This is a genomic window from Emticicia sp. BO119 (assembly GCF_013912375.1).
Taxonomy (GTDB): domain Bacteria; phylum Bacteroidota; class Bacteroidia; order Cytophagales; family Spirosomataceae; genus Emticicia.
The window spans coordinates 17,103-43,418 of the sequence record NZ_JACETV010000014.1; the positions used below are offsets into that span (position 1 = coordinate 17,103).

Below are 26,316 nucleotides of genomic sequence, written 5' to 3' on the forward strand. Positions count from 1 at the left end.
AAAAAATATTTTATTACTTTTAAAATTTACGTTAAGATGGTAAAAGTAGATTCAAATAAAAAGCTGTTAAGACCAGAATCCTAACAGCTCAAAAATAATAAAATGACAGACTATCTGTAAATCCAGACTACAATAGCTGTAATAATCAAAGAAATAAGAGCCAATACACGGTAATTTTGATACCATGATAACCCTTTTAGACTGGCTGTGTCGGCATCATAAATTTTTTGCGTGTAAATCATGCCTTTAATTTTCTCATAATCAGGTGCATGTGTAAGAAGGCTAACTACTATAGTAATTAATCCACAAATGAGCAACAAAACAGGTGGTGCTACTAAAAAGTGAAATGAACCGAGGAAACTTGTTTCAGGTGAAACAACCGTCCAGATGGCTAAACCAAAGCCTACCATTAAAGCGACAAATGCCCCCATACCATTAGCCCGTTTCCAGAATAAGCCTAACAAAAAGACAGCTACTACCGGTGGGCTTATTAAGCCTAATATGCTTTGCATATAATTCATCAAGGAATCAAACCGGGCAATTTGCGGAGACCATAAAACGGCTATCAGCACAAATACTAAAGTAGCCACCTGCCCGGCTCTTACCAGGGCCTTCTCTCCCATGTTCGGATTGATTTTCTTCACAAAATCCATTGTTACAAGTGTGGAAGCAGAATTGAGTGTAGCAGAAATGGCACTTGCCATAGCTGCTAAAAAACCTGCTACAACCAAGCCTATCAATCCGTGTGGCAGCAAATTGAATACAAGTGTAGGAAATGCCTGATCGGAATTGGTTAATCCGGGAAATAGTTTTAAAGTGGCAATACCCGGAAATACCAATAAAAACAGAATAGGAATTTTTAGCACCCCGGCAAATAAAGCTCCTTTGCGGGCCTCATCTACATTTTTGGCACTTAACGCCCTTTGTACAATAAACTGATTATTACACCAGAAATAAAAACCTAATAAAGGCACACCAAATACCAGGCCCTGCCAGGGCATATCGGGGTGGTCGGAGGGCAGAATCAAGTGCATAAAAGTTGGGCTTTTGGCGTTAGCTGTATTAACAATTTCATTGTATCCTCCTGCTTTGATATAGGTAATAGTGGCTACAATTACTGCTGATATTAATAAGATAATGGTATTCAGTACTTCAGTTTTCATTACAGCTGACAAACCACCTAAGACCGTATATGACGCAGCGAACAGAGCTAAAGCAGCAATAACTAATACAGTAGGAACTTCAGGATAAATCAGTTTAACAATTAAAGCTCCTGCAAACAAAGTACCTGCGGTATCGATAAAAATATTTCCTACTAAAGTAATAAATGAGAAATAGTATCTTGATCTGCTATCAAAGCGTTTTTCTAAGAATTCAGGCATAGTATAAATGCCGGTTTTAAGATAAAATGGCAGAATAAATACACAAAAGAAGGCCAATACAACAGTGGCCATCCACTCATAGTTATAGAAGGCTATGCCTCCTTTGGTTGCACCACCAGTAATAGCGACTAATGAATTAGAAGAGATATTAGCGGCAAACATAGATAACCCAATTGTAAACCAGGTCATATCACGACCACCTAAAAAGTATTCGTCTGAACTGCCTTTTTTCCCGCTTCGGATACCATACCAGATTATGCCAATCAGATAAAATATAATAATACCAAGATCGATAGGGTTTAAACCAAATTGATTCATTCTACAAAAGTTATTGTTTAGGTATAAATAATAGGAAATGGAATTGTACAAATAAAAGAAAAAATTTCATTTTAATAAACTTTTTCGGGGTGTGGGTATTGAAAAAGGGCAGGAAAATACTTTCCTACCCTTTCGGTACACTCTCATTTATTCAAATCAAATAGTCTCTATTATTTCTTCATAAGAATCTTCATCAGTATTATACGTCTTTGGTGAAGACTGCTGATTGTTCTCTAAGCGATTATTATAGTATCGGTCATTGTCATTATAACGACGGTTTCTATTTTCATCATAATATCTTCGGTCTCTCTCATCATAATAATTCCGGTCTCTTCTGTCATCGTAGTATCTGCGGTCTCTGTCCCGATAATATGTATCATCACTCCAACGATGGCAACGACCATTACAATCGTATCCACGACGGTGATAATGACGCCAGCCTCTTCCGCCCCCAATGATGATCGGTGGTGGCGCAATATATACTCTTGATCTGTAACCCCAGGAAAAACCAATGGCTGGAGGAGGAACGACGATTCGAGGAACAATTACACGAGGAACAACCCGAATATAAGGACGGGGTGGAACGTATCGATACCTATATCCACGACGTTGAGCGTTGGTTTCGGTAACGAAAAGCATGCAAAACATAATAAGAATGGCAAAGGCGTTACGTTTCATAGTATCTGTTCATTTTTGTTAATGATGCATTTATATAGGCAAAGGTTGCATATATCAGGAATTTTAACAAAGACAGATAAAATCGGGTTTACCCCCATGTCTACAAGGCTTTTAAAGCGGATCCCGATAAGATTTATTTCTAAATATTCAGCCAGTAGGTCATCTTTAAAATCAGTGCCCTGTTTTTTGGGGCCCAGGCATTTACGTAATATCTGGAAATGTTTTCGGCAAAATAATTATCTGTATAAACCAGGAAAATATCACTTACAGGGCGGAATCGCCATTGCAGGCGCGAGTTGATATTGATATTATTGGTTTGTGTATTGTACTGAAAGAATGTACTGAAAAACAGGCTTTTTGATACTGCCAGCTCTGCCCTCGGCCCTAATAGCCAATACTGCACACTATTATAAGGAGCCGGAAGGTTTATTTTTGTATAATTACAATCAAACGTGAATATGCCATAAGGCTGAAAACGATAAGCTATACTGCTTTCCCATATAGTTGCTTTCCCGTTAAAATACTTTCCGGTACTATAATCAAATGTGCCTGTCAGACTGTATCTTCGGCTACTTGTATAGCCCATATTAAAGAATCTGGAACGATAATCTCCTATCGGTAATTCTACTACATTCCTGTAAGTATCAGGATCGGGATTATCACTGGCATTCGTAGGATCGAAGCTGGCAAATAAATGAGTGAAACTCCAGCTATAAGCTATGTAGGCCTCATCTCCTGCCGAATTATTGGCAAAAACAAAAATATTCGACTCACTATCTAATCGTTTTCCTTTTAGGTCAAATACGTCGCTCCCTTCTGTTCCAATCCCATAGGCATTAATATACTTCGCAATAGATTTAGATTTCGGGTTTAATATGAAGGTAGCAGGGCGGTACAATTGCCATATTCCTGTACGAGGCACAAATCCTATATCAGCCCGATAGTTTTCTCCAATACGCTGCACGCCGAAGTTTAAATCAACATGAGGATGATGATACCCCATAAAATGGGCAGCACTTGCTGCATCTTTTTTGCCATCGGGCGAAAACGACTGATGATAATAGGTTTCAATCTCAAAACGACTATCTTTTGAATAATAGTTAAATTCTAATCCTCCTACCCTGTTGAATCTGCGATAGTTCAGTATCTGCTGTTCGGTCAAATCACTAAACAGGTTTTCTTTATCAGTAAATATCCCACCAATAGTAGAACGATTAAAGATTTTTCTTTGAATTGTCGCAACAGAATAATTAGCGGCAGGCAGGTAAGTATCATTCCCAAAATTTACTTTTCTGGTTTGCATATTCATTAACCCAATACGCCACTTATCGTTTAGTTTTCCACTTAGTCGTGCTCCTGCCAAAATAGGTACTTGCTGATTCAAACCTGTATTGGGGTTACGTGTAATGCCAATACGACGAGAGAAAAAAGGGCGGGTATCGGGGAAACCGAAAGTTCCGAAAAGGTCGTTATTCTCTAAAAAAAATTGTCGTCTTTCAGGGAAAAACAATTCAAAGCGACTTAGGTTGGTTACCTGTTTATCTACTTCTACCTGAGAGAAATCAGGATTGACTGTCAAGTCTAAATTCAGTGAGGGTGTAACTGCTACCTTGGCATCTAAACCAATACCTTTAGGATAAGCATTACTTGTTGCTGAAGGGCTTAAATCTTCCTCATTTCTTGGAAAATCTTTTTGTGTGGCTAATGAAATATAAGGAATAACCGACACATTAGCTCCCGGTTTTGGCGGTTTTTCGTCCCATATCATCAGACCAGTAAATGCCAGATTGCTTGGTGCAAAATTTCGGGGAACAGGACTCCAGCTTGATTGTTCGTTTCGTTTCAATACATTTCTCGTAAAGTTTATCCGCCAGGTATTCTGTTCATCTATTACTTTGTAACGAATCGTTTTAAATGGAATTGCCATTTCAACTACCCAATACTCTTCGTAATTTTTTACGTGCAAATACCATTTGTTATCCCAATAGTTAGAAATTTCACCACCATTATAAATCAGACCTTCCCGCTGCACGCCATAAGGATTGGTTACAAACTGAAAGGCATTCAGGCGGTCTTTGAATGTATCTAAGTTTACTACAAATACATCACTCGTACCAGGCTCAAAGTCTCTCTTCAAAGAGGCAATTGTATAAGTGCTTCGGGGTTGGTAACAGATTGCACCCACATATAAAAAATTATCATCAAAGGCTAACCGAACCTCTGTTTGTAATTGGGCAAAGGAAGAATCATAAGGACGGTTAAGAAAAAAATCTTTGGCGACGTCGGCAGTCTTCCAGATTTCTTCATCTAAAAGACCATCTAATTTGATTGGGGCGGCAGATTTTTTAATGTGGATACTGTACTTTTCTTCGTTTGAGGTTTTGTTGTCTTGTGCTGATAGGCTACTCAATACACATAGGATAGCTCCTATGGTAGCGTAAAGTTTTTTCATAAAAAATCAGTAATACGGATAGTACTCTGTAATACATGAGTACGGCTAAAAAAGTTGCAGTTCGGCCAGAAATCTTAAAAAACAACATTAACAGGAGAACCTTTCTGATACGCTCTGATATTTTCTACCGTGCCTTTCAGCAATAGTTTTCGTGCTTCTACACCTGCCCAGGCGATATGTGGTGTAATGATACAATTTTGAGCCATTAAGAGCGGATTATCTTGTGCCGGGGGTTCAGTAGAAAGCACATCCAGGCCAGCCCCTGCAATTCTTCCTGCATTAAGGGCATCTGCCAGATTGGCTTCGTTAATTAATCCACCGCGAGAAGTATTGATCAATATAGCTGATGACTTCATCAAGCCTAAAGATTCTTTATTGATAAAGCCCTGGTTATCTGCCGTTAACGGGCAATGCAGACTTACAAAATCACTTTCTTTCAATACTTTGTCTATTTCGCACAGTTCTACCCCTTCCATACCACCAGTAGTCAGGTCTCTTTTATTGGCAAGAATCTTCATACCAAAGCCTAAGCCGATATTAGCTACTTTTTTGCCAATATCACCAAAACCAATGATACCTAAAGTTTTACCTTCTAATTCAACCAAAGGAGAATGATAAAAACACCAGTCAGCAGAGGACGGCCATGTCTTTTCAATATTTTCAGCATGTTGAGCTACCCGGTTTGTAAAACTTAATAGTAAAGAAAAAGTCAACTGCGCTACTGAAGCTGAGCTATACCCTTTCACATTGGTTACGATTACGCCATGCTCTTTGGCCGCTGCTGCATCAATAATATTATAGCCAGTAGCCGTAACCCCAATATATTTCAGATCAGGTAGTTGAGTGATTATCTCACGATTTAACTGGCATTTATTAGTTAGTATGACCTCTGCCTCTTTGGCACGTTCAACAATCTGGTCTTTAGTTGTGCGGTCGTAAAGGGTTACATCTCCTAAAGTATGTAATATGGATAAATCTAAATCTCCGAGGGCATTAACGGTGTAGGCGTCGAGGTAAACGATTTTCATATGAAGTGCAATTTTAACATGAATTTATTTTGTTGTACTATTACCCAATCTACTCCAACAATTTAATAATATCCTCTTTCGATAACGATTTCACAAACGTCTCCTCGGTAGTAATCAGGTTATCGAATAGTTTCCTTTTGTTTTGTTGCAAAGCCAGAATTTTTTCTTCTACTGAGTTACGTGTGATAAATTTATAGGTGAAAACTGTATTCTGCTGGCCTATTCTATGCGCTCTATCTACTGCTTGCGCTTCAATGGCAGGGTTCCACCAGGGGTCCAATAAGAAAACATATTCTGCGGCTGTCAGGTTAAGCCCTAAGCCTCCGGCTTTCAATGAAATCAGGAATATCTTAATGGTTTTATCTTCCTGAAAACGGTCAACCTGTTCTTGTCGATTGGTTGTTGACCCATCTAAATAGCAATATGGAATGTTATTTTCATCGAGATAATGTCTGAAAATACCGAGGTGTTTTACAAACTGACTGAAAACCAGAACCTTATGATCTTCTTCAATTATGGTTTCTAATCTCTGAAAAACTTCTTCGTCTTTACCAGAGTTCCCTTCATACCCTTCATCAATCATGATAGGATTATTTGCCAATTGCCGGAGTTTAGTTAAGCCCTGTAAAACTACCATCTGTGACTTAGCCAAACCATCTTGTTCTATCTGCTCTAAAATAATATTACGGTAGTACGATTTCGCCTCTTCATAAGTCTTTTCCTGCTCCTCTGTCATATCACAGTAATGCACACTTTCTACTTTAGGTGGCAATTCAGTAGCTACCTGCGATTTATGTCTGCGAAGCATAAATGGTTTTATCAGGCTATACAGATGCTTCATCTGCTTTTCGTCCTGATGTTTTTCGATAGGTATCTGATATTCGTTTTTGAAGAAACTCTGTGTACCCAAAAGCCCCGGATTAATGAAGGTCATTTGTGTCCACAAATCCATTGTGCTGTTTTCTAAAGGTGTACCTGTCAGGATTAAACGATTGGCACTATTCAACTGCATTACTGCTTTTGAAATAAATGAAGTCGGGTTTTTGATAGATTGAGATTCGTCCAGTATTACATAGTGAAAACGATAATCTTTTATGAAATCTATATCAATTCTGACAATGCCATAGGAGGTCAGTATCAAATCATAGTTATCAAATTGCTCGGTGTTTTTCTCCCGATACGTACCTGTATAGACAAAGGTTTTCAGGTCAGGTGCAAATTTTTCAATCTCCTTTAGCCAGTTATAAACCAGTGAAGTAGGCATAATTAAAAGGCTTGGGTGTTTAGCAAGTCCTAATTCCTTTTGAGATTGTAAGAAAGCCAGCGTCTGAATAGTTTTCCCTAAACCCATATCATCGGCAAGGCAGCCTCCTAATTTATATTCTGACAAGAACCGTAACCAGTCATAGCCCGCTTTCTGATACGGGCGTAGTGTAGCTAACAAGCCTTGTGGTGTGGGATACTGGTTAATTTTCTCAAAATCGCGTAATTTCTCTAATTTTCGTGTAATGACCGAATGAGCCAGCCCTTCGTTAGTCAAGTCCTGTACCAGAACGAGGTGATGCTTTTTAAGGATAATATCTTCATCGATGGTTTTTTCTACAAAACTGAAAAGCTCTGAATATCGGGTAAACCATTCTTCAGGAATCACTGCAATTTGCCCATTAGGCAGTGTAAATTCATGCTTATTGCTCATAATCAGGTTGCGGAGTTTCAGAAATGGTATTTCATACTCTCCGAACCTTACTTTTGCCTGAATATCAAACCAATCGTTTTTTTCTTCAATATTTATTTCGATGGCTGAATACCCCAGAAAATATTGTTTCTGATTCAGGCTATTTTCGTCTTGTCTAACTTCAAAATTATTATCTTCTAACAGGTTAGCATGGCTTTGCAGCCATGAAAAAGCCTGTGCTTTCGGGAATGATAACCGACCCTGACGCAGGTCTAAACCCCATTCCTTGAGCAGGTTTATCTGATAACGTTCATAAACCAGATCTCGTTTTACTTTATGGAAAATCCAGTCATTGCCATTCTTTTCTACATTCACATAGGCTTCAGCCGAAAAACTGTCGAAGCGGAAAGTGTAGTTGCCATACTGAAAAGCCAGATCAAATACTATTTTGCTTTCTTTCTCTTCTTTTTCTTCTTCGTCCTGGTCAAACAATGTAGCCATCATTTTTTGATTGCTATTGACTACCTCTGCTATAGTCAAGACAGGTTTTGAAGAGTGTTTCTCGAAGCGTATTTCAAAACCCTGCGCAAATACATCAAACTGAGCAATGAGCGGTGCAATGAATTTCTGATAATAAGTTTCCTCAATATTACGTGGAATAATGATGTGATTCTTATTCAGGAATGGGCGTAGCTTCTTTCCATCTACGTTTTTCTCGAAATGATATAGTTTGCTATCAATTAAGAGCCAGGCAGGTTCTTCACACAAAACACTGGCGTTTTTGAATTGGAATTGTACGCGTTCGCCCTCACATTTTATTGTCGGGAAATAGTGTGTATTTTCTTCGTTGCGAATAAAATTAAAAAACACCCTTGCGCCTTCCTGTATCATCTTTACCGACTTCCAGGTAGGTTCGCCGTCAGTTCCCATAATAAAGACCTGCTTGTTGAGCAGTTTATCTAAAATCTGGGAGCGATGTTTTTCCATATAGCTATGAATTGTTTCCTGCAACAGTTTATCACCTTTATCGGCATCAAACACTTTCAGAAAGAAATCCAGCGGGCTTATTTTACGTTGATTAAATTTTTTCAGTACTGCATCCTGCTGAATGGCATCAATGAGCTTTACCAATTCAAAGTCTACAGTGTCTAAACGTTCAGAGAACTCCCGGATATTTTTTGAGGAAACGTTCTGATTGAGTAGGGTGAGTTCGCCCTTTCCATTGAGTTGAACAATAAAAGACTCAAATAAAAAGCCTAAATATTCATGTTCAAACAATGAATAGACAATTTCAAATGGTTGTTGAGTAGATACTTTCATGTTTACAAAATATGAAGCCCTGCCAGTAGGATGTTTGGGAGAAACTTTTCTTATCTGTATCATGGCTTAGACTTTGGCGGTAGTACAAACTACAAAAATGATGATAGATTAGCTGATTTGCAAGGAAACATTCATAATAAAAAAATGTAGCAACACGATTGCTCATGCTGCTACAGGTAAAGGGAAGAAAGATGAGGTTGAGTCTTAGAATACTATATACCTGGTATTTTATTAAATGCCTGTATAGTTAAACGGAGTGATACGACGAAGCTCATATTTTACTTTTTCGCCTATGTCAAGTGTATCAATAAACTCCTTTATTTTCTTTTCTGTAATTTTCTCGTTGGTACGAGTCAGTGATTTAAGTGCCTCATAAGGTTTAGGGAAACCCTCTCTTCTCAAAATAGTTTGTATGCCTTCTGCTACTACTGCCCAGTTGTCTTCCAAATGATGGTCAATTGCTTCTTTGTTCAACTCCAGTTTATCTAAACCTTTCAGTAGCGACTTCAATGCAATTACCGTGTGGGCTACAGGCACACCCAAATTTCTTAAAACGGTAGAATCTGTTAAATCTCTTTGTAACCGTGAAATGGGCAATTTGGCTGAAAAATGCTCAAACAAGGCATTGGCAACACCCAGATTTCCTTCGGCATTCTCAAAATCAATCGGATTTACTTTATGTGGCATGGCCGAAGAACCGATTTCGCCTGCTTTGATTTTCTGCTTGAAATAACTCATGGATACGTACGTCCAGACATCACGCGAGAAATCTATCAGGATAGTATTTATACGTTTGATATTATCGCTCAAAGCGGCTAACATATCGTAGTGTTCAATCTGTGTAGTTTTCTGGCTACGATATAAACCTAATTGTTCATTTACAAATTTATTCCCAAAACTCACCCAGTCAATCTGTGGATAGGCTACATGATGGGCATTAAAGTTACCCGTAGCACCACCAAACTTGGCAGAATATGGGATTGTCTTTAAAAGCTCGATTTGTTTTTCGATACGCTCACAAAAAACCAATATTTCTTTGCCTAAACGGGTGGGTGAAGCGGGTTGCCCGTGGGTATGTGCTAATAGAGAAATATCTTTCCATTGTTCAGCCAAAGCATAAAGCTTTTCTAAAATTTGCGTGAAAGCCGGTAATACATTAGCCTCAACCGCTTCTTTCAATGAAAGAGGGATAGCCGTATTATTAATATCCTGTGAGGTAAGACCAAAATGGATAAATTCGGCATATTGACCGATACCTAATTTTTCAAAAGCTTCTTTAATAAAGTATTCAACTGCTTTTACATCGTGGTTGGTTGTTTTCTCGATTTCTTTGATTTTCAGCGCGTCTTCTTCCGAAAAATTCTGGTAAATGGCTCTTAAATCTTTATAAAGTGATTTCTGGAAATCGGAGAGTTGAGGTACCGGCAGCTCAACCAAGGCAATAAAGTATTCAATTTCTACCCGAACACGGTAATATATCAAGCCAAATTCTGAAAAATATTTCGCTAAGTCTTCCACTTGTTTACGGTAACGACCATCAACAGGAGAAATAGCAGAAAGGGTATTTAAAATCATAAAATTATAGTTTAAAGTGTAGCCAATACTCTTATGGCAGAGGTTTTAATGAGTAAGATAGCTACATCAATAGTAAGTGCATTTTTTATGAGGTGGATAACGACAAATAAATATATCTTAAAGCCTAATAGTCTGCTTAAAGATACTGATGGTTTGCGGCTTTTATTTTATCCGCATTTGGGCATTTGTTTAAGCGCCTACAAATTTAATGCTTTAATACCAATGGATTAGATTTTCTATGAAAAAAAAAATTAAATTGCTACTCTTTTCAACCTAAACCAACAAAACCCATTAATGGAAACTTCTAATTTTATAGGCGAACTCATCGGTACGGCTGTTCTTATCCTTTTAGGCGATGGTGTAGTAGCAAATGTATTATTGAAAAACTCAAAAGGTGAGAATGCCGGATGGATTGCTATTACAGCAGGCTGGGCATTTGCCGTTATGTCTGGTATTTTTGTAGCACAAAAATTTGGGAGTGCCGCCGCACACCTTAACCCTGCAGTAACCGTAGCAATGGCCGTAAAAACCGGCGATTGGTCTAATGTCGCTCCTTTTATTGCTGCCCAATTGATTGGTGCTTTCATAGGGGCAGTTCTGGTTTGGGTGGTATATCTGCCACATTGGAGTATTACCGAAGACAAAGGTGCAAAATTAGGGATATTTGCTACCGCACCGGCGGTGCGTCATACAACAGGTAATATTCTATCAGAAGTAATCGGCACTATTGTATTAATATTAGCTTCTTCTTCATTCTATAGTACACCTGAATCAGGCTATGGGCCTTTATTGGTTGGCTTTTTAGTATGGTCAATTGGTTTATCATTGGGTGGTCCTACAGGTTATGCCATTAATCCGGCCCGTGATTTTGGCCCTCGTATTGCTCATGCAATATTACCCATTTCAGGCAAAGGTGCTAATGACTGGGGCTATGCCTGGATTCCGATTGTGGGCCCAATCATTGGAGGGGTGATAGCTGCTTTACTTATGAATGCCTTTCATGTGTAAAAACCACCCCTAGCCCCTAAAGGGGGATTAAGGCGATAATTACCAAGTAATACCTTTAATTGCTAATTAGGCATGGAATCCAGATACGTCAATAAATATTTTTTGAATGTTTATAATTCTATAATAAACTTTTACAAATAATATTCGTTTACGTAAAAAACAGCTCTTGTAAAGTAGAATTGTTTTGTGTATCTTTAAGAAACCAAAATCATTCGGGAAATGATATTGGATTATCAATTTACCCAACAATCAAGAAATGATTTGCGGGAGCTCAAGGAGCTTGTAAAGCGCGGAGAAAACAAGCATGTTGAGTTTAAACTCAAGACTAACCATCCAGAGAAGATTATCCGCGAAATTGTTGCTTTCGCTAATTCTGACGGAGGGCAGCTCATTATCGGTGTCGGTGATGATAAAAGTATCAAAGGTCTCAAATTTGCTGATGAAGATGAATTTATTCTGCGCAGAGCCATTGAACGACATATTTATCCGACCATTGACTATGAAGTCAGGCATATAGTAGTTGAGGGCGACCGGGAGATATTGATATTTAATATCCCCAAGAGTCCATTCAAGCCTCACTATGTAGACCTTGACGGAATAATTGAAAACCGACGGGCTTATGTGCGGGTTGAAGACCGTTCTGTACAAGCCAGCCGCGAAATGCGTGAGATTCTGAAAGGCGAACGTAAGGCAAATAATATCAGATTTCATTATGGAGACAAGGAAAGAGCCCTGATGAAGTATCTGGCAGATAATGAGCGAATTACCGTTGATACTTATGCTAACATTGCCAATATTCCCCGAAAAATTGCTTCTCGTACTTTAGTTGTTTTAGTATTAGCGAATGTCATTAAAGTACAACCACACGAGGTGCAGGATTTTTTCATAGCAGCTTAGAAAAATGAATTATATAGAGAGTCGGGAATGATCCATTTCCGACTTCTTTTTTTGGGCTATTGTATGCTGTTTTTAAACACTTTGCTCTGCATAACTTACCAACTCTTTCTTTTCCCAAATATTTTTTTAGGGTAAAATCCTTTAAATGGTCTGAAAAAAGACGAAACCTGAATAAAAATCATAACAATCAGCATAATTTTTATGAAAGAATACAACAAGTTCGGAATCAATTTCATAACTTTGCAGTCCGAAAATTTGCGAACATTTAAAAGTATTCATAAAATATCTTGATTGTGTGATAAGTCTCTGATACTCAGGCAATCAACCAAGTGGTTTAAACAATGGCGAAAAAAGAAAAAACAGGAATTGAGATTCTTGAAAGTGCAGATGCTTTAAAACAAGAGTTTGGGAAAGCAGAAAGTTTTTTGAAAAAGAATCAAATGTTGCTTACCTATGTGGGTGGAGGGATTTTGGCAATTATCTTAGGCGTTGTCGGATATAATTATTGGTCGAAATCACAAGACGAAGAAGCGCAGGTGGCAATGTTTAATGCTGTTTATGCTTTTGAAGCAGACTCTTTGAAACAGGCACTTAATGGCACTGGTGGTAACGAAGGTTTACTAAGTGTAGCTTCTAACTATGGTTCTACTGATGCAGGTAACCTGGCAAACTTTATGGCAGGTGTTGCTTTGGTAAAACAAGGTAAATATGATGAAGCTATAGAGCATTTAAAAAGTTTCAGTTCAAGTGATTTGCTTGTTCAAGGACGTGCTTATGCCTTGATTGGTGATGCTTACATGGAAAAAAAGAATACAGAAGAGGCTATCGGCTACTACAAAAAAGCTGCTGAATACAAACCTAACAAATTCTTTACACCATTGTACTTAATGAAGTTAGCAACAGCTTACGAAACTGCGAAAGATAATAAATCAGCATTAGATGCCTATAATCAGATTCTGGAGAAATTCCCTGATTCTGGCGAGGTAACGAATGCGAAGAAATATAAATCCAAACTCGAAGGCACTGTCGGCGAGTAAAATTTGGTTATACAGTCATAATCAAAGGGATAAGCCGAATCTGGTTTGTCCCTTTTTTAATAATTAAATATTCCATATAGTCTATTTTTTTACTCGAATAAATAATGTCATCAGCTCACAAAAATCTTAGTGTATTCAGTACTACAGGTTTACCGGATGTAAGCCAGAAAAAGTTTGCCATTATAGTAGCAGAATGGAATAGTGAAATTACCGAAGCACTTTTTGAAGGTGCTTATCTGACTTTATTAAATAACGGGGCTAAGGAAGAGAACATCATCCGTGCCAACGTACCGGGTAGTTTCGAATTAAGTTTCGGCTCACAGATATTTGCGCAAAAAGCAGATATTGATGCAGTAATTGCTATTGGTTGTGTGATTCAGGGAGAAACGAAGCATAACGATTATATCAATCACGCTGTAGCAGGAGGGTTGACAGAAGTAGCCTTGAAATATAATAAGCCTGTTATTTTTGGGGTTCTTACACCTAACAATCAACAACAAGCCCTTGACCGTGCAGGTGGTATTCATGGCAATAAAGGCGATGAGGCTGCCATTACGGCTATCAAAATGTTAGGATTATAGTAAGGATATGCCTACAATAACTCTTGAAACACTCATACATGCCCCCGCCGAACTCTGTTATGATTTATCGTTGAGTGTAGATTTGCACCAACTGTCAACAGCTAAAACAAAGGAGCATGTTGTAGATGGTGTCAGGAAAGGCGTGATGAAACTGGGAGAAAGTGTTACGTGGCGAGCAAAGCATTTTGGCATTTGGCAAGAGTTAACCACCAAAATTACAGAAGCTCACCGGCCTTTATATTTTATTGACGAAATGCAAAAAGGGAGTTTTAAATCTTTGTTGCACAAACATCATTTTATACAAACCGACGAAGGCACATCGATGAAAGACATTTTTATGTTCGAGTCTCCTCTCGGAATCTTAGGTAAAATAGTAAATAAGGTGGTATTAGAAAATTATCTGAAAGGGTTTCTCATAGAAAGGAATCAGTGTATCAAAGAAATAGCGGAATCGGGTAAGTGGAGAGAAATATTAGCGAATTGAAAAGATTAAATATTTTATTCATAGTAAAACAAAACCAGAACCACAGAAAATGCAAGTTTGGAAATTTGGCGGTACTTCCGTAGGGAAACCGGAGCGTATGCACTCTATTCGTAATCTGATTACAGAAGATGGTCAACGTAAGATTGTTGTTTTATCGGCACTCTCCGGTACAACAAACGCCCTTATCTCTATCGGTGAGTCTCTGAAAGCTAATAATGATGCCGAAGCCACTGAGAAAATAAATGCTTTATATGCACATTATCAGGCATTTATTAAGGATTTATATAAAACCGAAGCAGGATATAATGCCGGAAAAACGATTATTGACAAAGAATTTAGTTTTATCCGCTCTTTAGTAAGCATCAAGCCTTTTACTATTAAACAGGATAAAGAAATAGTGGCCGAAGGTGAATTGCTTTCGACTCAGATGTTTGAGGCATATCTGCAAGAAGAAGGCATTAACTCTGCCCTTTTACCTGCTTTAGACTTCATGCTTATTGATGCCGACAACGAGCCGGTTTTGAGTTTTACAGAAGAAAAACTCTCAGCTATGCTTGAGCAATTGCCAAACAAGGATTTATTTATCACCCAAGGATTTATCTGTAGAAATCCCCGCGGAGAAATCGATAACCTGAAACGTGGTGGTTCTGATTACACAGCTTCGTTAATAGGTGGTGCTATTCGTGCGGAAGAGATTCAGATCTGGACCGATATTGATGGTATGCATAATAACGACCCTCGTATTGTAAAAAGAACTTTCCCAGTACGTGAGCTAACCTTTGAAGAAGCAGCTGAACTGGCTTATTTCGGAGCTAAAATTTTACATCCAAGCACTATTACCCCGGCAAAAATGAGAGGTGTACCTGTTCGTTTGAAAAATACAATGGAGCCTAATGCTTATGGAACGCTGATTGCTCACAAAACTAATGAATCTGAAATTAAAGCAATAGCAGCCAAAGATGGCATTACGGCTATTTATATTCACTCCACCCGTATGCTCAATGCCTATGGGTTCTTAACGAAAGTGTTTGAGATTTTCGAGAATTATAAAACGCCTGTTGATATGATTACTACTTCCGAGGTATCGGTGGCTGTGACGATTGATAATGCCGAAAATCTGGATAAAATAACTGCGGCATTGAGCCAGTTTGCCGAGTTGGAAGAGCATGACCGTAATCAGAGTATCATCTGTATTGTAGGAGATTTCAAGGCTGATAAAGCAGGCATTGCCCTGAAAGTAATGGAGGCCATGAAAAATATCCCGATCAGAATGATTGCCTACGGTGCTTCGGAGCATAATATTTCTCTATTGGTTGATACCAAAGATAAAAACGCAGCCCTGGAGGCACTCAACGAAGGCTTATTTACTTTTGAATGATATTACAAAGGGGATTATTGAATAATCTCTTATTATATAAGACTACTATGTTACAACTGAATTATATAAAAGAAAATAAACAGGCTACTATTGATGGCCTGAAGCGAAAGTATTTCAAGAATGCTGAGGAGACCGTAGAAACATTGATTGGTATAGACCAGAAACGTCGTGAAACCCAGGCAGAATTAGACGGTACTCTGGCAAAATCAAATGCTTTGGCTAAAGAGATAGGTGGCTTGATGAAAGAAGGCAAAAAGGCAGAAGCTGAGACAGCTAAAGCCCAGACAGCAGAACTAAAAGCCCAGTCAAAGGTATTAGAAGAGAACCTGAAGACCCTTGAAAATGACTTATATGAGGTTCTGGTAACGATGCCTAATTTACCTCATGCCAGTGTGCCGGAAGGCCGTACACCGGAGGAGAACGTGAATATATTTGAGACAGGTGCGATACCCAACTTGCCAGAAAATGCCTTGCCACATTGGGAGCTAATCAAACAATACAATATCATTGATTTTGACTTGGGCAATAAGATTACCGGAGCGGGTTTCCCGGTTTATAAAGGCAAAGGCGCACGTATCCAGCGTGCCATGATTAATTTCTTTCTGGATGAAGCTTTAGCCGCAGGTTATGGAGAAATACAACCGCCGATTCTGATTAATAAGGATTCTGGTTTTGGCACAGGGCAGTTGCCTGATAAAGAGGGACAAATGTATCATGCAACGGCTGATGATTTATACCTGATTCCAACAGCCGAAGTGCCAATTACCAATATTTATCGGGATTCAATTCTGGCAGATAGCGACTTACCTGTAAAGAACGTTGGTTATACGCCATGTTTCCGTCGTGAGGCGGGTAGCTGGGGTGCGCACGTAAGAGGACTGAACCGCCTGCATCAATTTGACAAGGTAGAGATAGTTCAGATACGTAAACCAGAAGAATCATATCAGGCTTTAAACGAAATGGTAGAACACGTAAAAGGGTTATTAAACAAACTCGAATTACCTTATCGTATTCTTCATTTATGCGGAGGAGATATGAGTTTTACATCTGCCCTTACCTTTGATTTTGAAGTGTATTCGGCCGCACAAAAAAGATGGTTGGAGTGTAGCTCAGTCTCTAACTTTGAAGCCTATCAGGCCAATCGCTTGAAATTACGTTATAAAGTAGAGGGAAAAACCCAGCTTTTGCATACCCTTAATGGCTCTGCCTTAGCCTTACCTCGTATCTTAGCGGCCATTTTAGAGAATAACCAAACCCCCGAAGGTATCAGAATACCAAAAGTATTAGTACCTTATTGCGGCTTTGATATGATTAGCTAAGAGATTATTTACAGCTATAAATCAAAAATGCGAGGTTTGTAAGCCTCGCATTTTTTTATAGATAATCATTATCAGTTACATCCTCCGATTTGTGCTGTAAAAACAGTACCACCAGTGGCATCTGCTTTAAAGTTTGGTAATAAAATAATTGAGTTTGTAGCCTGGTAGGTAAGGTTAGAGGGGTTTTGAATCACAGTATTAGTAGTTATTTCATTACTTGCTGTGATGCTTCCGCTTGCTACTGCTCTACTATAAACACCCGAATAATTGTCTGTATCTGTAAGCGTTAAATTATTCGGACAGAATGTTTTAAAGATATTTACATCATCAACGGCCCATCCGGCAAGTAAAGGACTTGAAGCATCAGACTCAAAGTGAAAAATGACCCTGATGGTCTTACTGGCAAATTCATTAATTTTAACCCGAAATAAACCCCATCCTGCCGACTCGTTGATAGATGTACTTGGACTACCAACACTACCAATCATTTTTGGCCCCAGCCACTCCCATACTTTTTTTCTATTTGCTGTTCCAATTTCCTGAATTTCAACATAGGCATAAGCATTTGTATTAGCTCCATCAGTACCTGCAAACTGATACTTTTGTGTCCATGTTAAATACGCATTATTAACACCTAAGTCGGGAATATAAATGTTAGGAGAAATAAGGTCACAATTAGTATTAAAATTGTAGGTATTATCGAGGTCAGTTTTCCAGCACTTCGTTCCACCATTAGCTGTAGTTATTGGCGCAAAAGCCGGAGTCCCACGTTCCCATTCATCTTGCGCACCCGAATGAATAAACCCACCATCGCTGGTTTCAAAATCATTAGTATAAATACTGGTAAGTGTACCAAGAACAGGTGCCTGCTCTTCTATTTCAATCGCCCAGCTATTCAATGTCCCACTACTCCCTGGCGAATCAATATCAATAGTTAAAGTCCAGTTTCCCTGTGCTAACTGCCCTTTAAACCATTCCAGGCGATACTCTTTAGGTGGTTGATAAACTATATTACTCACTATCGGAAAACTACCCATAGGAATAGCTGCAGCATCATCTAACTTTATATCCATCGGAGAGGCGGCAACAATATCTGTAAATAAAATTACTGTATTTCCCGAAGGAGATGTCAAACGTACATCTAAATCCTCTATCTTACTATGAAATAAATTAATTGAAACTTTTAATGATTCAATTCTTTTGTTGACAGGTACATTGATATTTGATGTAATTGACCCTGTAATAGAAGGAATGTCTGTAGTATCGGTACTATTATAACTTGAAAGATTGGCAGTATTTGCAGGTAAAACACTCGCACTTAATTGGTATGTGCCAAAAGTATTTCCATCTGGCGCAACCACAATATAGTAAGTACCACTTGTTTTTACTGTAAGGAATAACGCTTCTGAATTTGGTGATTGCGTGTTGGGGTCACCAGCGGGTAAATAAAAAAAACTGAATTCTCCTAAAGCAACCTGACCATTCCAGGTAGTTCCGTCTCTTTCGGGGTTAAAATCAAGGCTAATAAAGATGGTATCGCCAGCATTTAGCGAGATAGAATAATAATCAGAATCCTGGTCGGAGCTTAAAGAACCATTTACCCAGCCGGAATTAGGAAATACATTAGCGACAGAAGTCCCATTATTAGGCTCAATTTCAGCTGTTGGTGAGCCGCTTTGTAAACGGAAATATAGAAAATAGGGAAGTAACTTAATACTACTGGAAAGATGTTTAACCCTAATGTAATAGGTTCCAGTAACTAGAATAGGAGTACCTGCAATACTTGATGAATTAGCGCCGAAAGTACCATCATTATCATCCGTTTCTAATACCGTAAACCCATCACTTGATAATACATCTAAAATGCTATCTGTACTTCCAGACGCAGAAAAGGCAGTCTGGGTGGCTACGTACACTCTTTCCCCTGCATTGGCTGTAAAAGAATAATAATCATTATCACCATTCGGATTAATAAATCCTTTCACTTTTACATCATTCCCTCCTAATGGCATAGCCGTTACTACCTCATTATTTGGCTCAATTTCGTCTTTTGAGACCATCGTGCTTGTTAAAGCCAGTGTTGAAGAAGGCTGTAAAACCTGTTGCGCTGAGAGTGGGTTAAGAAGAGAGGCGGACTTTTTTGATTGCTTAGTAGGCGGCAAAAACTTCTGATTTTTTAATACTTGTGTATTATCGCATGGCATCCCGACTTTTGCTAAAGTAATGTGGATAACAAAAACACATAGCAAACTTAAAAGCGTGCACTTTTTCATGGGGGGTCGTAAGAATGATTTGGTTAGAAAAGCAAAAACATACCAATTTAAGTTATAATTTTTTAGTTTTATCAGATTCTATCATTTTTTAATATTTTTTTTAATGAATTACGAATGAAAATGTTATCAAACGGACACATTTCTTACCTAAATGCAATTTGAACTATTCTTATAAATGTACAGTTTAATTGTTAAAACAAACAATGTAATGACAAATAAACCTATTCAGATAGATATAGTTTCTGATGTAGCCTGCCCCTGGTGCTATATTGGTAAAAAACATTTAGAGAAAGCTTTGGAAGGCATAGAAAATCAAGACTTTCAGGTTACCTGGCATCCATTTCAATTAGACCCTACAATCCCGCAGGAAGGCTTACCTCGTGAAGAGTATTTTGCTAATAAATTCGGGAGTGCCGAGCGCATTCAGCAAATGCACCAAAGAGTAGAGGGAGTAGGCAAAAAAGCAGGGATTCAGTTTGAATTTGAGAAAATGCCAAAGGTTATTAATACCATTCCGTTACATAAAATATTACACGTGGCAAGAGAAGAAGGTATGCAAAATGATCTGGAAGAAAAATTCTTCAAAGCCTATTTTACTGATGGTGTTGATTTTTCAAATAAAGAAAATATAGTAGCCTTTATGGAAGATTTCGGCTGGACTCGTGAAAAAACCGAGGATATTTTAGCCGACGACCAGATTAGTTACTGGGTAACACAGGAAATCAGGCATTTTCAGAATTTAGGTGTTTCAGGTGTGCCTTTTTTTATTCTGAATAATAAATATGGTTTAAGCGGAGCACAACCTACAGAAGTATTTCTGGATGCCTTGGCAAAAGTAGCAGAAGAAATGAAACCTGTTGAAGTAACCGGTGATGCCTGTGAAATTGACAGGAAAAACTGTTAAGAATGAGTTATAAACAAAACGAGCGGTCTGGCGATATGTCTGACCGCTCGTTTTGTTTATAAATAACTATAAGATAAAGTTAAACGCTACTATTAGACTTTGTAAAGTATTTTAATAACTTTGAAGGAACAAAACAACTTTGGCATGATGAACAACTCCTTAGCACAGATTATTCAACGAAAAGATGAAAATATAGTGGTTACGAATTTGGGTAACGAAATGGTAATGATGAATCTGGAAAGCGGTAATTATATAACCCTGAATAATTTAGGTAGTATTATATGGGAAAAAATAAAAGAACCCATAAAGGTAAGTGATTTGATTAATTACTTACTTTCAAAATATAAAGTAACAGAATCGCAGTGCAAAGAAGAGACTTTTATTTTTCTTGAAAAATTGAAAGCAGAAGGATTAATAGACTGAGACCTGTTAGTATATAACCTTAGAACCGATAAATATGAGTTTGATATTTGGCCTTGTTAAATACGACGATGACAAGATTGATGAAAGTCTTTTACAGGCCATGTACAAACCACTAAAAGATTTTCCTCAGGTAAGATATGACAAAATAAGTACCCATGAGGCATCATTCGGAAAAATACTGAATTATGGAACACCCGAAGATATGTTTGACTCTCAACCTGTTTATCTGAGCGAACATAATAGGCTTTTTACGGCACAGGGGCGCATAGACAATAGAGATGAATTGGCGAAGGTTTTAGGCATGAATGCCCATGATACTGTCTCTGACAGTTATTTCATATTACAGGCCTATTTAAAATATGGAGAAGAGGTACAGCATAAACTTAAGGGAGAATGGAGTCTGGCGGTTTATAATTACAATACAAAAGAGTTATTTCTGGCTCGCGATACACAGGGTTATACAGTCTTGTATTTTTATAAGACCGATAAATACTTTTCTTTCAGCACATCTCTTAAATCTATTCTGTCTTTGCCTGTTTTTAAAAAAGAATTAAACGAAGAATACTTTGTTTCTGCCCTGAATTTGTGGAAAGTAAGAGAGAAATTTGCCAGTAATGAAACATTCTATAAGAATGTTTTTTATCTCCAAGGCGGATGTCTGCTAAAATTTAAAAATAGAGAATTTACCATTAAGCAATACTGGCCGCCTGAAAATATAAGGGAGACCTATTATAAAAATAAACAGGACTATGCAGACGAAATGTCTGACCTTATCTATAAAGCTGTAGACAGGCGATTGCGGAGTTATAAACCTGTAGCATCTATGCTTAGTGGGGGGCTGGATAGCAGTATGGTAAGTTATATAGCTGCTGACTTGCTAAAAAAACATAATAAAACCCTTACTACTTACAGCCATGTGCCTTTGTATAAACAAGCACTTTTAAACGACCCGATGGCGCAAAAACGAGTGCTTGATGAAACCCCGTTTATTGAAGCAACGGTAAGGGCATCGGGTAATATTAATTCTCAATATTTATATTCTGAGCGTATTTCACCTGTACAGGGGTCTTCTGAAAGCCTTGATGTGCTCGACGGCTTTATACACGGAGCCGGAAATGCCTATTGGTTGACAGACATTTATAAAACCTGTGCACAACAGAGTTATGGCACTTTGCTAACCGGAGAGGGTGGCAACGGCTCTACTTCTTTCTCAGCCATCGATTACAGACAAGCCCATAGTATCCGGAGGTTCATCAGAAACCCCATCAACTATTTAAGGAGGCAGGTAGCCAAACCATTGGTTTTGAAATACTTCAGTACAGTTTCTGTTTTTAATACTTTCGAAAAGAGCATTAAAGCCGGATACACCAATGCCCGAATACTGGATAGATACCAGATAATGAAAGATGTCCGGAACAAAAATGAGGGTTTTCTACCATATTATCATCATGTGCTGGAATCAAAAAAGAACTTTATGACTTATTATCATTTAAGAAGTGTTTTAGGAGCCTCATTTGGAAATTATTATGGGATAGAATTAAGAGACCCAACCACCGATATTGATGTGATGAACTTTTTCCTGACAATACCCAATGATGTTTTTTTTGATGACAATTTCAATAACAGAATGCTTGTAAAAAGAATGATGCGCAATAAAATGCCCGATGAAGTATTATTTGCCAGGAAAAAGGGACTTCAGAGCTCGGATCTCATTTTCAGAGTACGAAATTCAAAAGAAGAACTATTAAATGAACTATCCGGCCTTAAAAACTCATCTCTGGTTATGGATTATATAGATATGGACAAACTGGAGAATAACCTGAGAATGTATCTTGATAATGACAGCATGCAAACAACCGATAGTGTACATCTTGTTATAAAAACAATGCAGGCTGCCCGTTTTTTGCAGAAGAATTTTTAATGGTATAGAAACACACAATAAAAGCCGGGCTATATAACCCGACTTTCAAAGTTTTAATACGGGGTTTATGATAAAATACCCGCATCAGTAGCACCAGGCCCACCGGCAAGGGTTGTATCTTTTACAGAGAAAATCTCCACTTCAGGAGTATTCCACTCTAATTTGATTTGCTCATTACCAATTATTGCTTCTGAGTTGTTCTGGTTTTCCATAAATTGCTAAAAGATTAAAGGTGATTAATAATGCAAAGAAAAAGATTTTTAAATATCAAGCAAAAATTTAATCGGAAAATGCCGTCAACACTTTAAATTGCTCAGTTTGTTTGCCTTCTATAATATTTTAATATCTTTGATAAGACTTAAAAGCCATGACTGATTTTTCCAAAGCAACCATTTTAAACGAAAAGACAAGAATATCCTGATTACCGGATTAGGTAACGAAATGGTAATGATGAATCTGGAAAGCGGTAATTATATAACCCTGAATAATTTAGGTAGTATTATATGGGAAAAAATAAAAGAACCCATAAAGGAAAGTGATTTGATTAATTACTTACTTTCAAAATATAAATTAACAGAATCTCAGCGCAAAGAAGAGACTCTTATTTGTCTTGAAAAACTGAATGCTGAAAACTTACTGGCCTGAAACTTACTCCTAACAACACTTCTAAAGCTAAAAACATATGAGTTTAATCTTTGGCATTGTAAAGCACAACGATAATCAGAATGATGAGGGGTTATTACAGAAAATGTACACACCTTTAAAAAACTTTCCTCAAGTACGATTTGACAAAATAAGTATTCAGGAAGCATCATTCGGAAAAATACTGAATTATGGTACACCTGAAGATATATTTGACTCTCAACCCGTTTATCTTAGCGAACAAAATATACTTTTTACTGCATTAGGACGTCTTGACAACAGAGAAGTACTATCTGAAGATTTAGGTCTGAAAGAAAATGAGGCTGTTTCAGATACTTATTTTATGCTCCAGGCTTATTTAAAATATGGAGAAGAAGTGCAGCATAAACTTAAGGGAGAGTGGAATCTGGTAGTTTATAATTATAATACAAAAGAGCTGTTTATTACCCGTGACACAATGGGATATACTGCGTTGTACTTTTATAATACTGATAAATATTTCGCTTTCAGCACATCCGTTAAATCAATACTCGCCTTACCTTATTTTAAAAAAGAATTAAATGAAGAGTACTTTGTTTCAGCCCTGACCTTATGGAAAATCGATGATAAGTTTTTTGGAAATGAGACTTTCTATAAAAATATTTTCTTCCTGAAAGGGGGGCATTCAATAAAACAAAAGAATGGAGAGATAAATATTAACAAATATTGGCCGCCTGAAAACATCAAAGAAGTTCGTTATAAAAATAAGCAGGACTATGCTGACCAAATGTCTGAACTGATGTATAAAGCCGTAAAAGTACGGCTACGAAGTTATAAACCAGTGTCAGCAACGCTAAGTGGTGGTTTAGACAGCAGTATGGTTGCTTATATAGCCGCAGATTTATTAAAGCAACAAGGCAAAACTCTGACTACCCACAGCCATGTGCCTTTATTTAAACAAGAGCTCTTAAACACTCCGTTTGCGAGTAAAGTGCTAATTGACGAAACTCCGTTTATCGAGGCTACTGCAAGAGCATCGGGTAACATTAATCCAAAGTATTTAAATTCTGAAAGTACTTCACCCGGAAAAGGTATGATAGAAATCATGGACGTTCTGGATGGATTTATACATGCGGCATGGAATGCTTATTGGGTGCTGGATATATATAGAACCTGTGCCCAAAAAGGTTATGGAGTAGTACTAACAGGAGAAGGTGGCAATGGTTCAACCTCGTTTTCAGCTGTTGACTATTTGTTGCCACACAACCTTCAAAGATTCATCAAACAACCTGTTTCTTATTTAAAAAGGCAGATAGCTAAACAATTTGTTACAAAATATTTCAATGCCCGCCCAAAGTTTAATCCATTGATTGATTATATAGCTAACGGTTATGTTAATTCTGAAGTCCTTAGTAAGTATTCTATTAATGTAGAGATTAAAAAGAATAATAATGGCCTTCTGAAATACTATAAAAATGTCTTAGAATTAAAAAAGCAGTTTATTAATATGTATCATCTCAGGGGATTATTTGGCAAGTCATTCGGGAGTTATTATGGTATAGAATTAAGAGACCCAACTGTGGATATTGATGTAATGAATTTTTTTCTGGCAATACCCAATGATGTTTTTTTCGATGATGACTACAATGGTAGAATGCTTGTAAAAATGATGATGAAAAACAAGACCCCAGACGAGGTACTATATGCAAGAAAAAAGGGATTACAAAGCTCAGACATTTTTTTTAGAGCCCAAAAATCAAAAGAAGAGTTTTTCGAGGAGTTATCTTATTTTAAAAACAGCAACCTGGTAGACAGCCTTATTAATATTAATAAAATAGAAAATAATCTAAACCTGTATTTTAATACTGACAATATAGAATCACCAGAAAAGATTCAGTTATTACTTAAAAACATACAAGCAGCTTCTTTCTTAAGAAGCCGTTTTTAGAGTCTATGATAGAAACAAACAAAGCCTTCTGAGGAAGTTAATAAAGTATTGATTTACTTGCGTTATTAACTTCCTCAGAAGGCTTTGTTGAACAATGATTTAAACATTCTCTAACAACAAAGACCAGAACCCAATCTTATATTAAATCTGAGAGAATACTGCGAAGAGTTAAATTAAGAAGCAGTTGCAATTATAATTAAGTCTCCTCCAACCCCAAGACCGAGTAATGTTTTGTCTTTTACAGAGAAAACTTCTGCTTCTGGTTTGTTCCACTCTAATTTAACTTGTTGATCAAGAATTAGTTCTTCGGAGGTAAGTTCTTTTGCCATAATAAAAAGAGGTTATTTTTTCAGTTACAGTTTCCTTTAAATAAAGTAACGGTTTTTCTTTATTTAATGCAATAAAAAACCTGTTTTCTTATTATACGGATACATTTACTTTAAGATAACTCTCTTAAAATAAACAAATTAGATTGGCAAAGCTGACTTTGATGGTTTCTCTTAACACAATTGAACTACTTCATTCATCACATTAATAGAATCTTCAAGATTAGTCATAGCTATTTATTTCATTGAAAAGCCTTTATTTTGGTCTACTAAATTTCGCTTTTTGAGAAAGATTTCATTCTCTGCATCAGAATTAAAATTTTTGAAAAAAGCACTAACTATAAAAGCTACTCAGCACTGTATATAACTCAGTATGTTTGCCCCCTGTAATTATCTCTTCATTACAGATAAGCCAGGCATGTGCCAATAATTCTTTTTCTGGTGCTTCTTTTCTTACACCAAAATAAATCGTACTTTTTTTATTTCTCAATTTAAGCATTAATTTGGCACATAGTGCCTGTTCAAAGCATGCTGTGCGCCAGAAAGAATACCGGCAGGCTCTTGTAATGGCCCTACTTATATGCTTAAAATGATTTTCATTTTTGTATGTGTTTTCATGAATTGCAACACGAGTGCCCAATAATGGCAAAATCTTTGAAAAAGGCACAAAAACAAGTATTAACCTTGATATAGCAATAAAAATCCAGGCTTCGGAAAAAAGCAGGAAATCTTTTATAGTAATTTGTTTTATCATTTTCAGTTTTCTTA

At 37.4% G+C, this 26,316-nt stretch carries 22 protein-coding genes; 12 read left to right on the forward strand and 10 right to left on the reverse strand.

Translation table 11 applies throughout. The features are described 5' to 3' along the window. Positions 1-110 precede the first annotated feature (110 nt). The 6 genes from H1R81_RS26430 to purB all read right to left on the reverse strand — a co-directional run bounded on the left by H1R81_RS26430 (position 111) and on the right by purB (position 10,428). A complete protein-coding gene (locus H1R81_RS26430) occupies positions 111-1,700 on the reverse strand; it encodes a sodium:solute symporter (protein ID WP_181843769.1) in 1,590 nt (529 codons plus the stop codon). A 156-nt stretch (positions 1,701-1,856) separates the two neighbouring features. After that, positions 1,857-2,378: a hypothetical protein gene (locus H1R81_RS26435; RefSeq protein ID WP_181843770.1), complete on the reverse strand. Its 522-nt coding sequence runs from the start codon at positions 2,376-2,378 to the stop codon at positions 1,857-1,859. A 139-nt stretch (positions 2,379-2,517) separates the two neighbouring features. Then, complete coding sequence (locus H1R81_RS26440; RefSeq protein WP_181843771.1) at positions 2,518-4,830, reverse strand: carbohydrate binding family 9 domain-containing protein; 2,313 nt, start codon at positions 4,828-4,830, stop codon at positions 2,518-2,520. A gap of 74 nt (positions 4,831-4,904) precedes the next feature. Then, on the reverse strand, positions 4,905-5,858 hold the full coding sequence (locus tag H1R81_RS26445; protein WP_181843772.1) for a D-2-hydroxyacid dehydrogenase: 954 nt from the start codon (positions 5,856-5,858) through the stop codon (positions 4,905-4,907). A 49-nt stretch (positions 5,859-5,907) separates the two neighbouring features. Further along, a complete protein-coding gene (locus tag H1R81_RS26450; RefSeq protein WP_181843820.1) occupies positions 5,908-8,853 on the reverse strand; it encodes a DEAD/DEAH box helicase in 2,946 nt (981 codons plus the stop codon). Positions 8,854-9,084: 231 nt separating this feature from the next. Next, positions 9,085-10,428, reverse strand: a complete 1,344-nt coding sequence (gene purB / locus H1R81_RS26455) for an adenylosuccinate lyase (protein WP_181843773.1) — start codon at positions 10,426-10,428, stop codon at positions 9,085-9,087. A 294-nt stretch (positions 10,429-10,722) separates the two neighbouring features. Between purB and H1R81_RS26460 the strand changes: the two genes are divergently transcribed. The 7 genes from H1R81_RS26460 to serS all read left to right on the forward strand — a co-directional run bounded on the left by H1R81_RS26460 (position 10,723) and on the right by serS (position 17,132). Continuing rightward, on the forward strand, positions 10,723-11,436 hold the full coding sequence (locus H1R81_RS26460) for an MIP/aquaporin family protein (RefSeq protein WP_181843774.1): 714 nt from the start codon (positions 10,723-10,725) through the stop codon (positions 11,434-11,436). A gap of 219 nt (positions 11,437-11,655) precedes the next feature. Beyond that, positions 11,656-12,333 carry a helix-turn-helix domain-containing protein gene (locus tag H1R81_RS26465; RefSeq protein ID WP_181843775.1) on the forward strand — a complete coding sequence of 226 codons (678 nt, stop codon included), beginning with the start codon at positions 11,656-11,658 and terminating at the stop codon, positions 12,331-12,333. 341 nt (positions 12,334-12,674) lie between these two features. Continuing rightward, positions 12,675-13,370, forward strand: coding sequence for a tetratricopeptide repeat protein (locus H1R81_RS26470; RefSeq protein WP_181843776.1), 696 nt, complete (start codon positions 12,675-12,677; stop codon positions 13,368-13,370). A gap of 104 nt (positions 13,371-13,474) precedes the next feature. Then, positions 13,475-13,951 carry a 6,7-dimethyl-8-ribityllumazine synthase gene (gene ribH / locus H1R81_RS26475; protein ID WP_181843777.1) on the forward strand — a complete coding sequence of 159 codons (477 nt, stop codon included), beginning with the start codon at positions 13,475-13,477 and terminating at the stop codon, positions 13,949-13,951. Between the two features lie 7 nt (positions 13,952-13,958). Then, positions 13,959-14,435, forward strand: coding sequence for an SRPBCC family protein (locus tag H1R81_RS26480; protein WP_181843778.1), 477 nt, complete (start codon positions 13,959-13,961; stop codon positions 14,433-14,435). Between the two features lie 49 nt (positions 14,436-14,484). Beyond that, entirely contained in the window at positions 14,485-15,813 is a 1,329-nt protein-coding gene (locus H1R81_RS26485) for an aspartate kinase (RefSeq protein ID WP_181843779.1), read from the forward strand. A gap of 47 nt (positions 15,814-15,860) precedes the next feature. Then, positions 15,861-17,132: a serine--tRNA ligase gene (gene serS, locus H1R81_RS26490; protein WP_181843780.1), complete on the forward strand. Its 1,272-nt coding sequence runs from the start codon at positions 15,861-15,863 to the stop codon at positions 17,130-17,132. A gap of 71 nt (positions 17,133-17,203) precedes the next feature. On the opposite strand, the gene H1R81_RS26495 is transcribed toward serS, so the two are convergent. Next, positions 17,204-19,405, reverse strand: coding sequence for a 3-coathanger stack domain-containing protein (locus H1R81_RS26495; protein WP_181843781.1), 2,202 nt, complete (start codon positions 19,403-19,405; stop codon positions 17,204-17,206). Between the two features lie 208 nt (positions 19,406-19,613). On the opposite strand from H1R81_RS26495, the gene H1R81_RS26500 reads away from it, so the two are divergent. From H1R81_RS26500 to H1R81_RS26510, 3 genes are all read left to right on the forward strand, one after another. Then, positions 19,614-20,309 carry a DsbA family protein gene (locus H1R81_RS26500; RefSeq protein WP_181843782.1) on the forward strand — a complete coding sequence of 232 codons (696 nt, stop codon included), beginning with the start codon at positions 19,614-19,616 and terminating at the stop codon, positions 20,307-20,309. A gap of 144 nt (positions 20,310-20,453) precedes the next feature. Then, positions 20,454-20,732, forward strand: coding sequence for a lasso peptide biosynthesis PqqD family chaperone (locus H1R81_RS26505; protein WP_181843783.1), 279 nt, complete (start codon positions 20,454-20,456; stop codon positions 20,730-20,732). Between the two features lie 34 nt (positions 20,733-20,766). After that, positions 20,767-22,653: an asparagine synthetase B gene (locus H1R81_RS26510; protein WP_181843784.1), complete on the forward strand. Its 1,887-nt coding sequence runs from the start codon at positions 20,767-20,769 to the stop codon at positions 22,651-22,653. 65 nt (positions 22,654-22,718) lie between these two features. On the opposite strand, the gene H1R81_RS26515 is transcribed toward H1R81_RS26510, so the two are convergent. After that, positions 22,719-22,865: a hypothetical protein gene (locus H1R81_RS26515; protein ID WP_181843785.1), complete on the reverse strand. Its 147-nt coding sequence runs from the start codon at positions 22,863-22,865 to the stop codon at positions 22,719-22,721. A gap of 235 nt (positions 22,866-23,100) precedes the next feature. On the opposite strand from H1R81_RS26515, the gene H1R81_RS26520 reads away from it, so the two are divergent. After that, positions 23,101-23,298, forward strand: coding sequence for a PqqD family peptide modification chaperone (locus tag H1R81_RS26520; protein WP_181843786.1), 198 nt, complete (start codon positions 23,101-23,103; stop codon positions 23,296-23,298). Positions 23,299-23,335: 37 nt separating this feature from the next. Further along, a complete protein-coding gene (locus tag H1R81_RS26525; RefSeq protein ID WP_181843787.1) occupies positions 23,336-25,222 on the forward strand; it encodes an asparagine synthetase B family protein in 1,887 nt (628 codons plus the stop codon). Positions 25,223-25,395: 173 nt separating this feature from the next. Here H1R81_RS26525 and H1R81_RS26530 read toward each other — a convergent pair whose 3' ends face one another. Both H1R81_RS26530 and H1R81_RS26535 read right to left on the reverse strand, forming a co-directional pair. Next, the gene (locus tag H1R81_RS26530; RefSeq protein WP_181843788.1) at positions 25,396-25,551 is read right to left on the reverse strand and encodes a hypothetical protein; all 156 of its coding nucleotides are present in this window, start codon (positions 25,549-25,551) and stop codon (positions 25,396-25,398) included. A gap of 331 nt (positions 25,552-25,882) precedes the next feature. After that, positions 25,883-26,302, reverse strand: a complete 420-nt coding sequence (locus tag H1R81_RS26535; protein ID WP_181843789.1) for a lasso peptide biosynthesis B2 protein — start codon at positions 26,300-26,302, stop codon at positions 25,883-25,885. Positions 26,303-26,316 lie beyond the last annotated feature (14 nt).

Excerpts from the sequence above, each read along its gene's own strand:
- H1R81_RS26450 (WP_181843820.1), bottom strand. The coding sequence starts at position 8,853 with ATGAAAGTATCTACTCAACAACCATTTGAAATTGTCTATTCATTGTTT.
- H1R81_RS26445 (WP_181843772.1), bottom strand. The coding sequence starts at position 5,858 with ATGAAAATCGTTTACCTCGACGCCTACACCGTTAATGCCCTCGGAGAT.
- H1R81_RS26510 (WP_181843784.1), top strand. The coding sequence starts at position 20,767 with ATGAGTTTGATATTTGGCCTTGTTAAATACGACGATGACAAGATTGAT.
- H1R81_RS26530 (WP_181843788.1), bottom strand. The coding sequence starts at position 25,551 with ATGGCAAAAGAACTTACCTCCGAAGAACTAATTCTTGATCAACAAGTT.
- H1R81_RS26470 (WP_181843776.1), top strand. The coding sequence starts at position 12,675 with ATGGCGAAAAAAGAAAAAACAGGAATTGAGATTCTTGAAAGTGCAGAT.
- ribH (WP_181843777.1), top strand. The coding sequence starts at position 13,475 with ATGTCATCAGCTCACAAAAATCTTAGTGTATTCAGTACTACAGGTTTA.
- H1R81_RS26505 (WP_181843783.1), top strand. The coding sequence starts at position 20,454 with ATGATGAACAACTCCTTAGCACAGATTATTCAACGAAAAGATGAAAAT.
- purB (WP_181843773.1), bottom strand. The coding sequence starts at position 10,428 with ATGATTTTAAATACCCTTTCTGCTATTTCTCCTGTTGATGGTCGTTAC.
- H1R81_RS26500 (WP_181843782.1), top strand. The coding sequence starts at position 19,614 with ATGACAAATAAACCTATTCAGATAGATATAGTTTCTGATGTAGCCTGC.
- H1R81_RS26480 (WP_181843778.1), top strand. The coding sequence starts at position 13,959 with ATGCCTACAATAACTCTTGAAACACTCATACATGCCCCCGCCGAACTC.
- H1R81_RS26515 (WP_181843785.1), bottom strand. The coding sequence starts at position 22,865 with ATGGAAAACCAGAACAACTCAGAAGCAATAATTGGTAATGAGCAAATC.
- H1R81_RS26495 (WP_181843781.1), bottom strand. The coding sequence starts at position 19,405 with ATGAAAAAGTGCACGCTTTTAAGTTTGCTATGTGTTTTTGTTATCCAC.
- H1R81_RS26525 (WP_181843787.1), top strand. The coding sequence starts at position 23,336 with ATGAGTTTAATCTTTGGCATTGTAAAGCACAACGATAATCAGAATGAT.
- H1R81_RS26430 (WP_181843769.1), bottom strand. The coding sequence starts at position 1,700 with ATGAATCAATTTGGTTTAAACCCTATCGATCTTGGTATTATTATATTT.
- H1R81_RS26460 (WP_181843774.1), top strand. The coding sequence starts at position 10,723 with ATGGAAACTTCTAATTTTATAGGCGAACTCATCGGTACGGCTGTTCTT.
- H1R81_RS26535 (WP_181843789.1), bottom strand. The coding sequence starts at position 26,302 with ATGATAAAACAAATTACTATAAAAGATTTCCTGCTTTTTTCCGAAGCC.
- H1R81_RS26465 (WP_181843775.1), top strand. The coding sequence starts at position 11,656 with ATGATATTGGATTATCAATTTACCCAACAATCAAGAAATGATTTGCGG.
- H1R81_RS26435 (WP_181843770.1), bottom strand. The coding sequence starts at position 2,378 with ATGAAACGTAACGCCTTTGCCATTCTTATTATGTTTTGCATGCTTTTC.
- H1R81_RS26440 (WP_181843771.1), bottom strand. The coding sequence starts at position 4,830 with ATGAAAAAACTTTACGCTACCATAGGAGCTATCCTATGTGTATTGAGT.
- serS (WP_181843780.1), top strand. The coding sequence starts at position 15,861 with ATGTTACAACTGAATTATATAAAAGAAAATAAACAGGCTACTATTGAT.
- H1R81_RS26520 (WP_181843786.1), top strand. The coding sequence starts at position 23,101 with ATGATGAATCTGGAAAGCGGTAATTATATAACCCTGAATAATTTAGGT.
- H1R81_RS26485 (WP_181843779.1), top strand. The coding sequence starts at position 14,485 with ATGCAAGTTTGGAAATTTGGCGGTACTTCCGTAGGGAAACCGGAGCGT.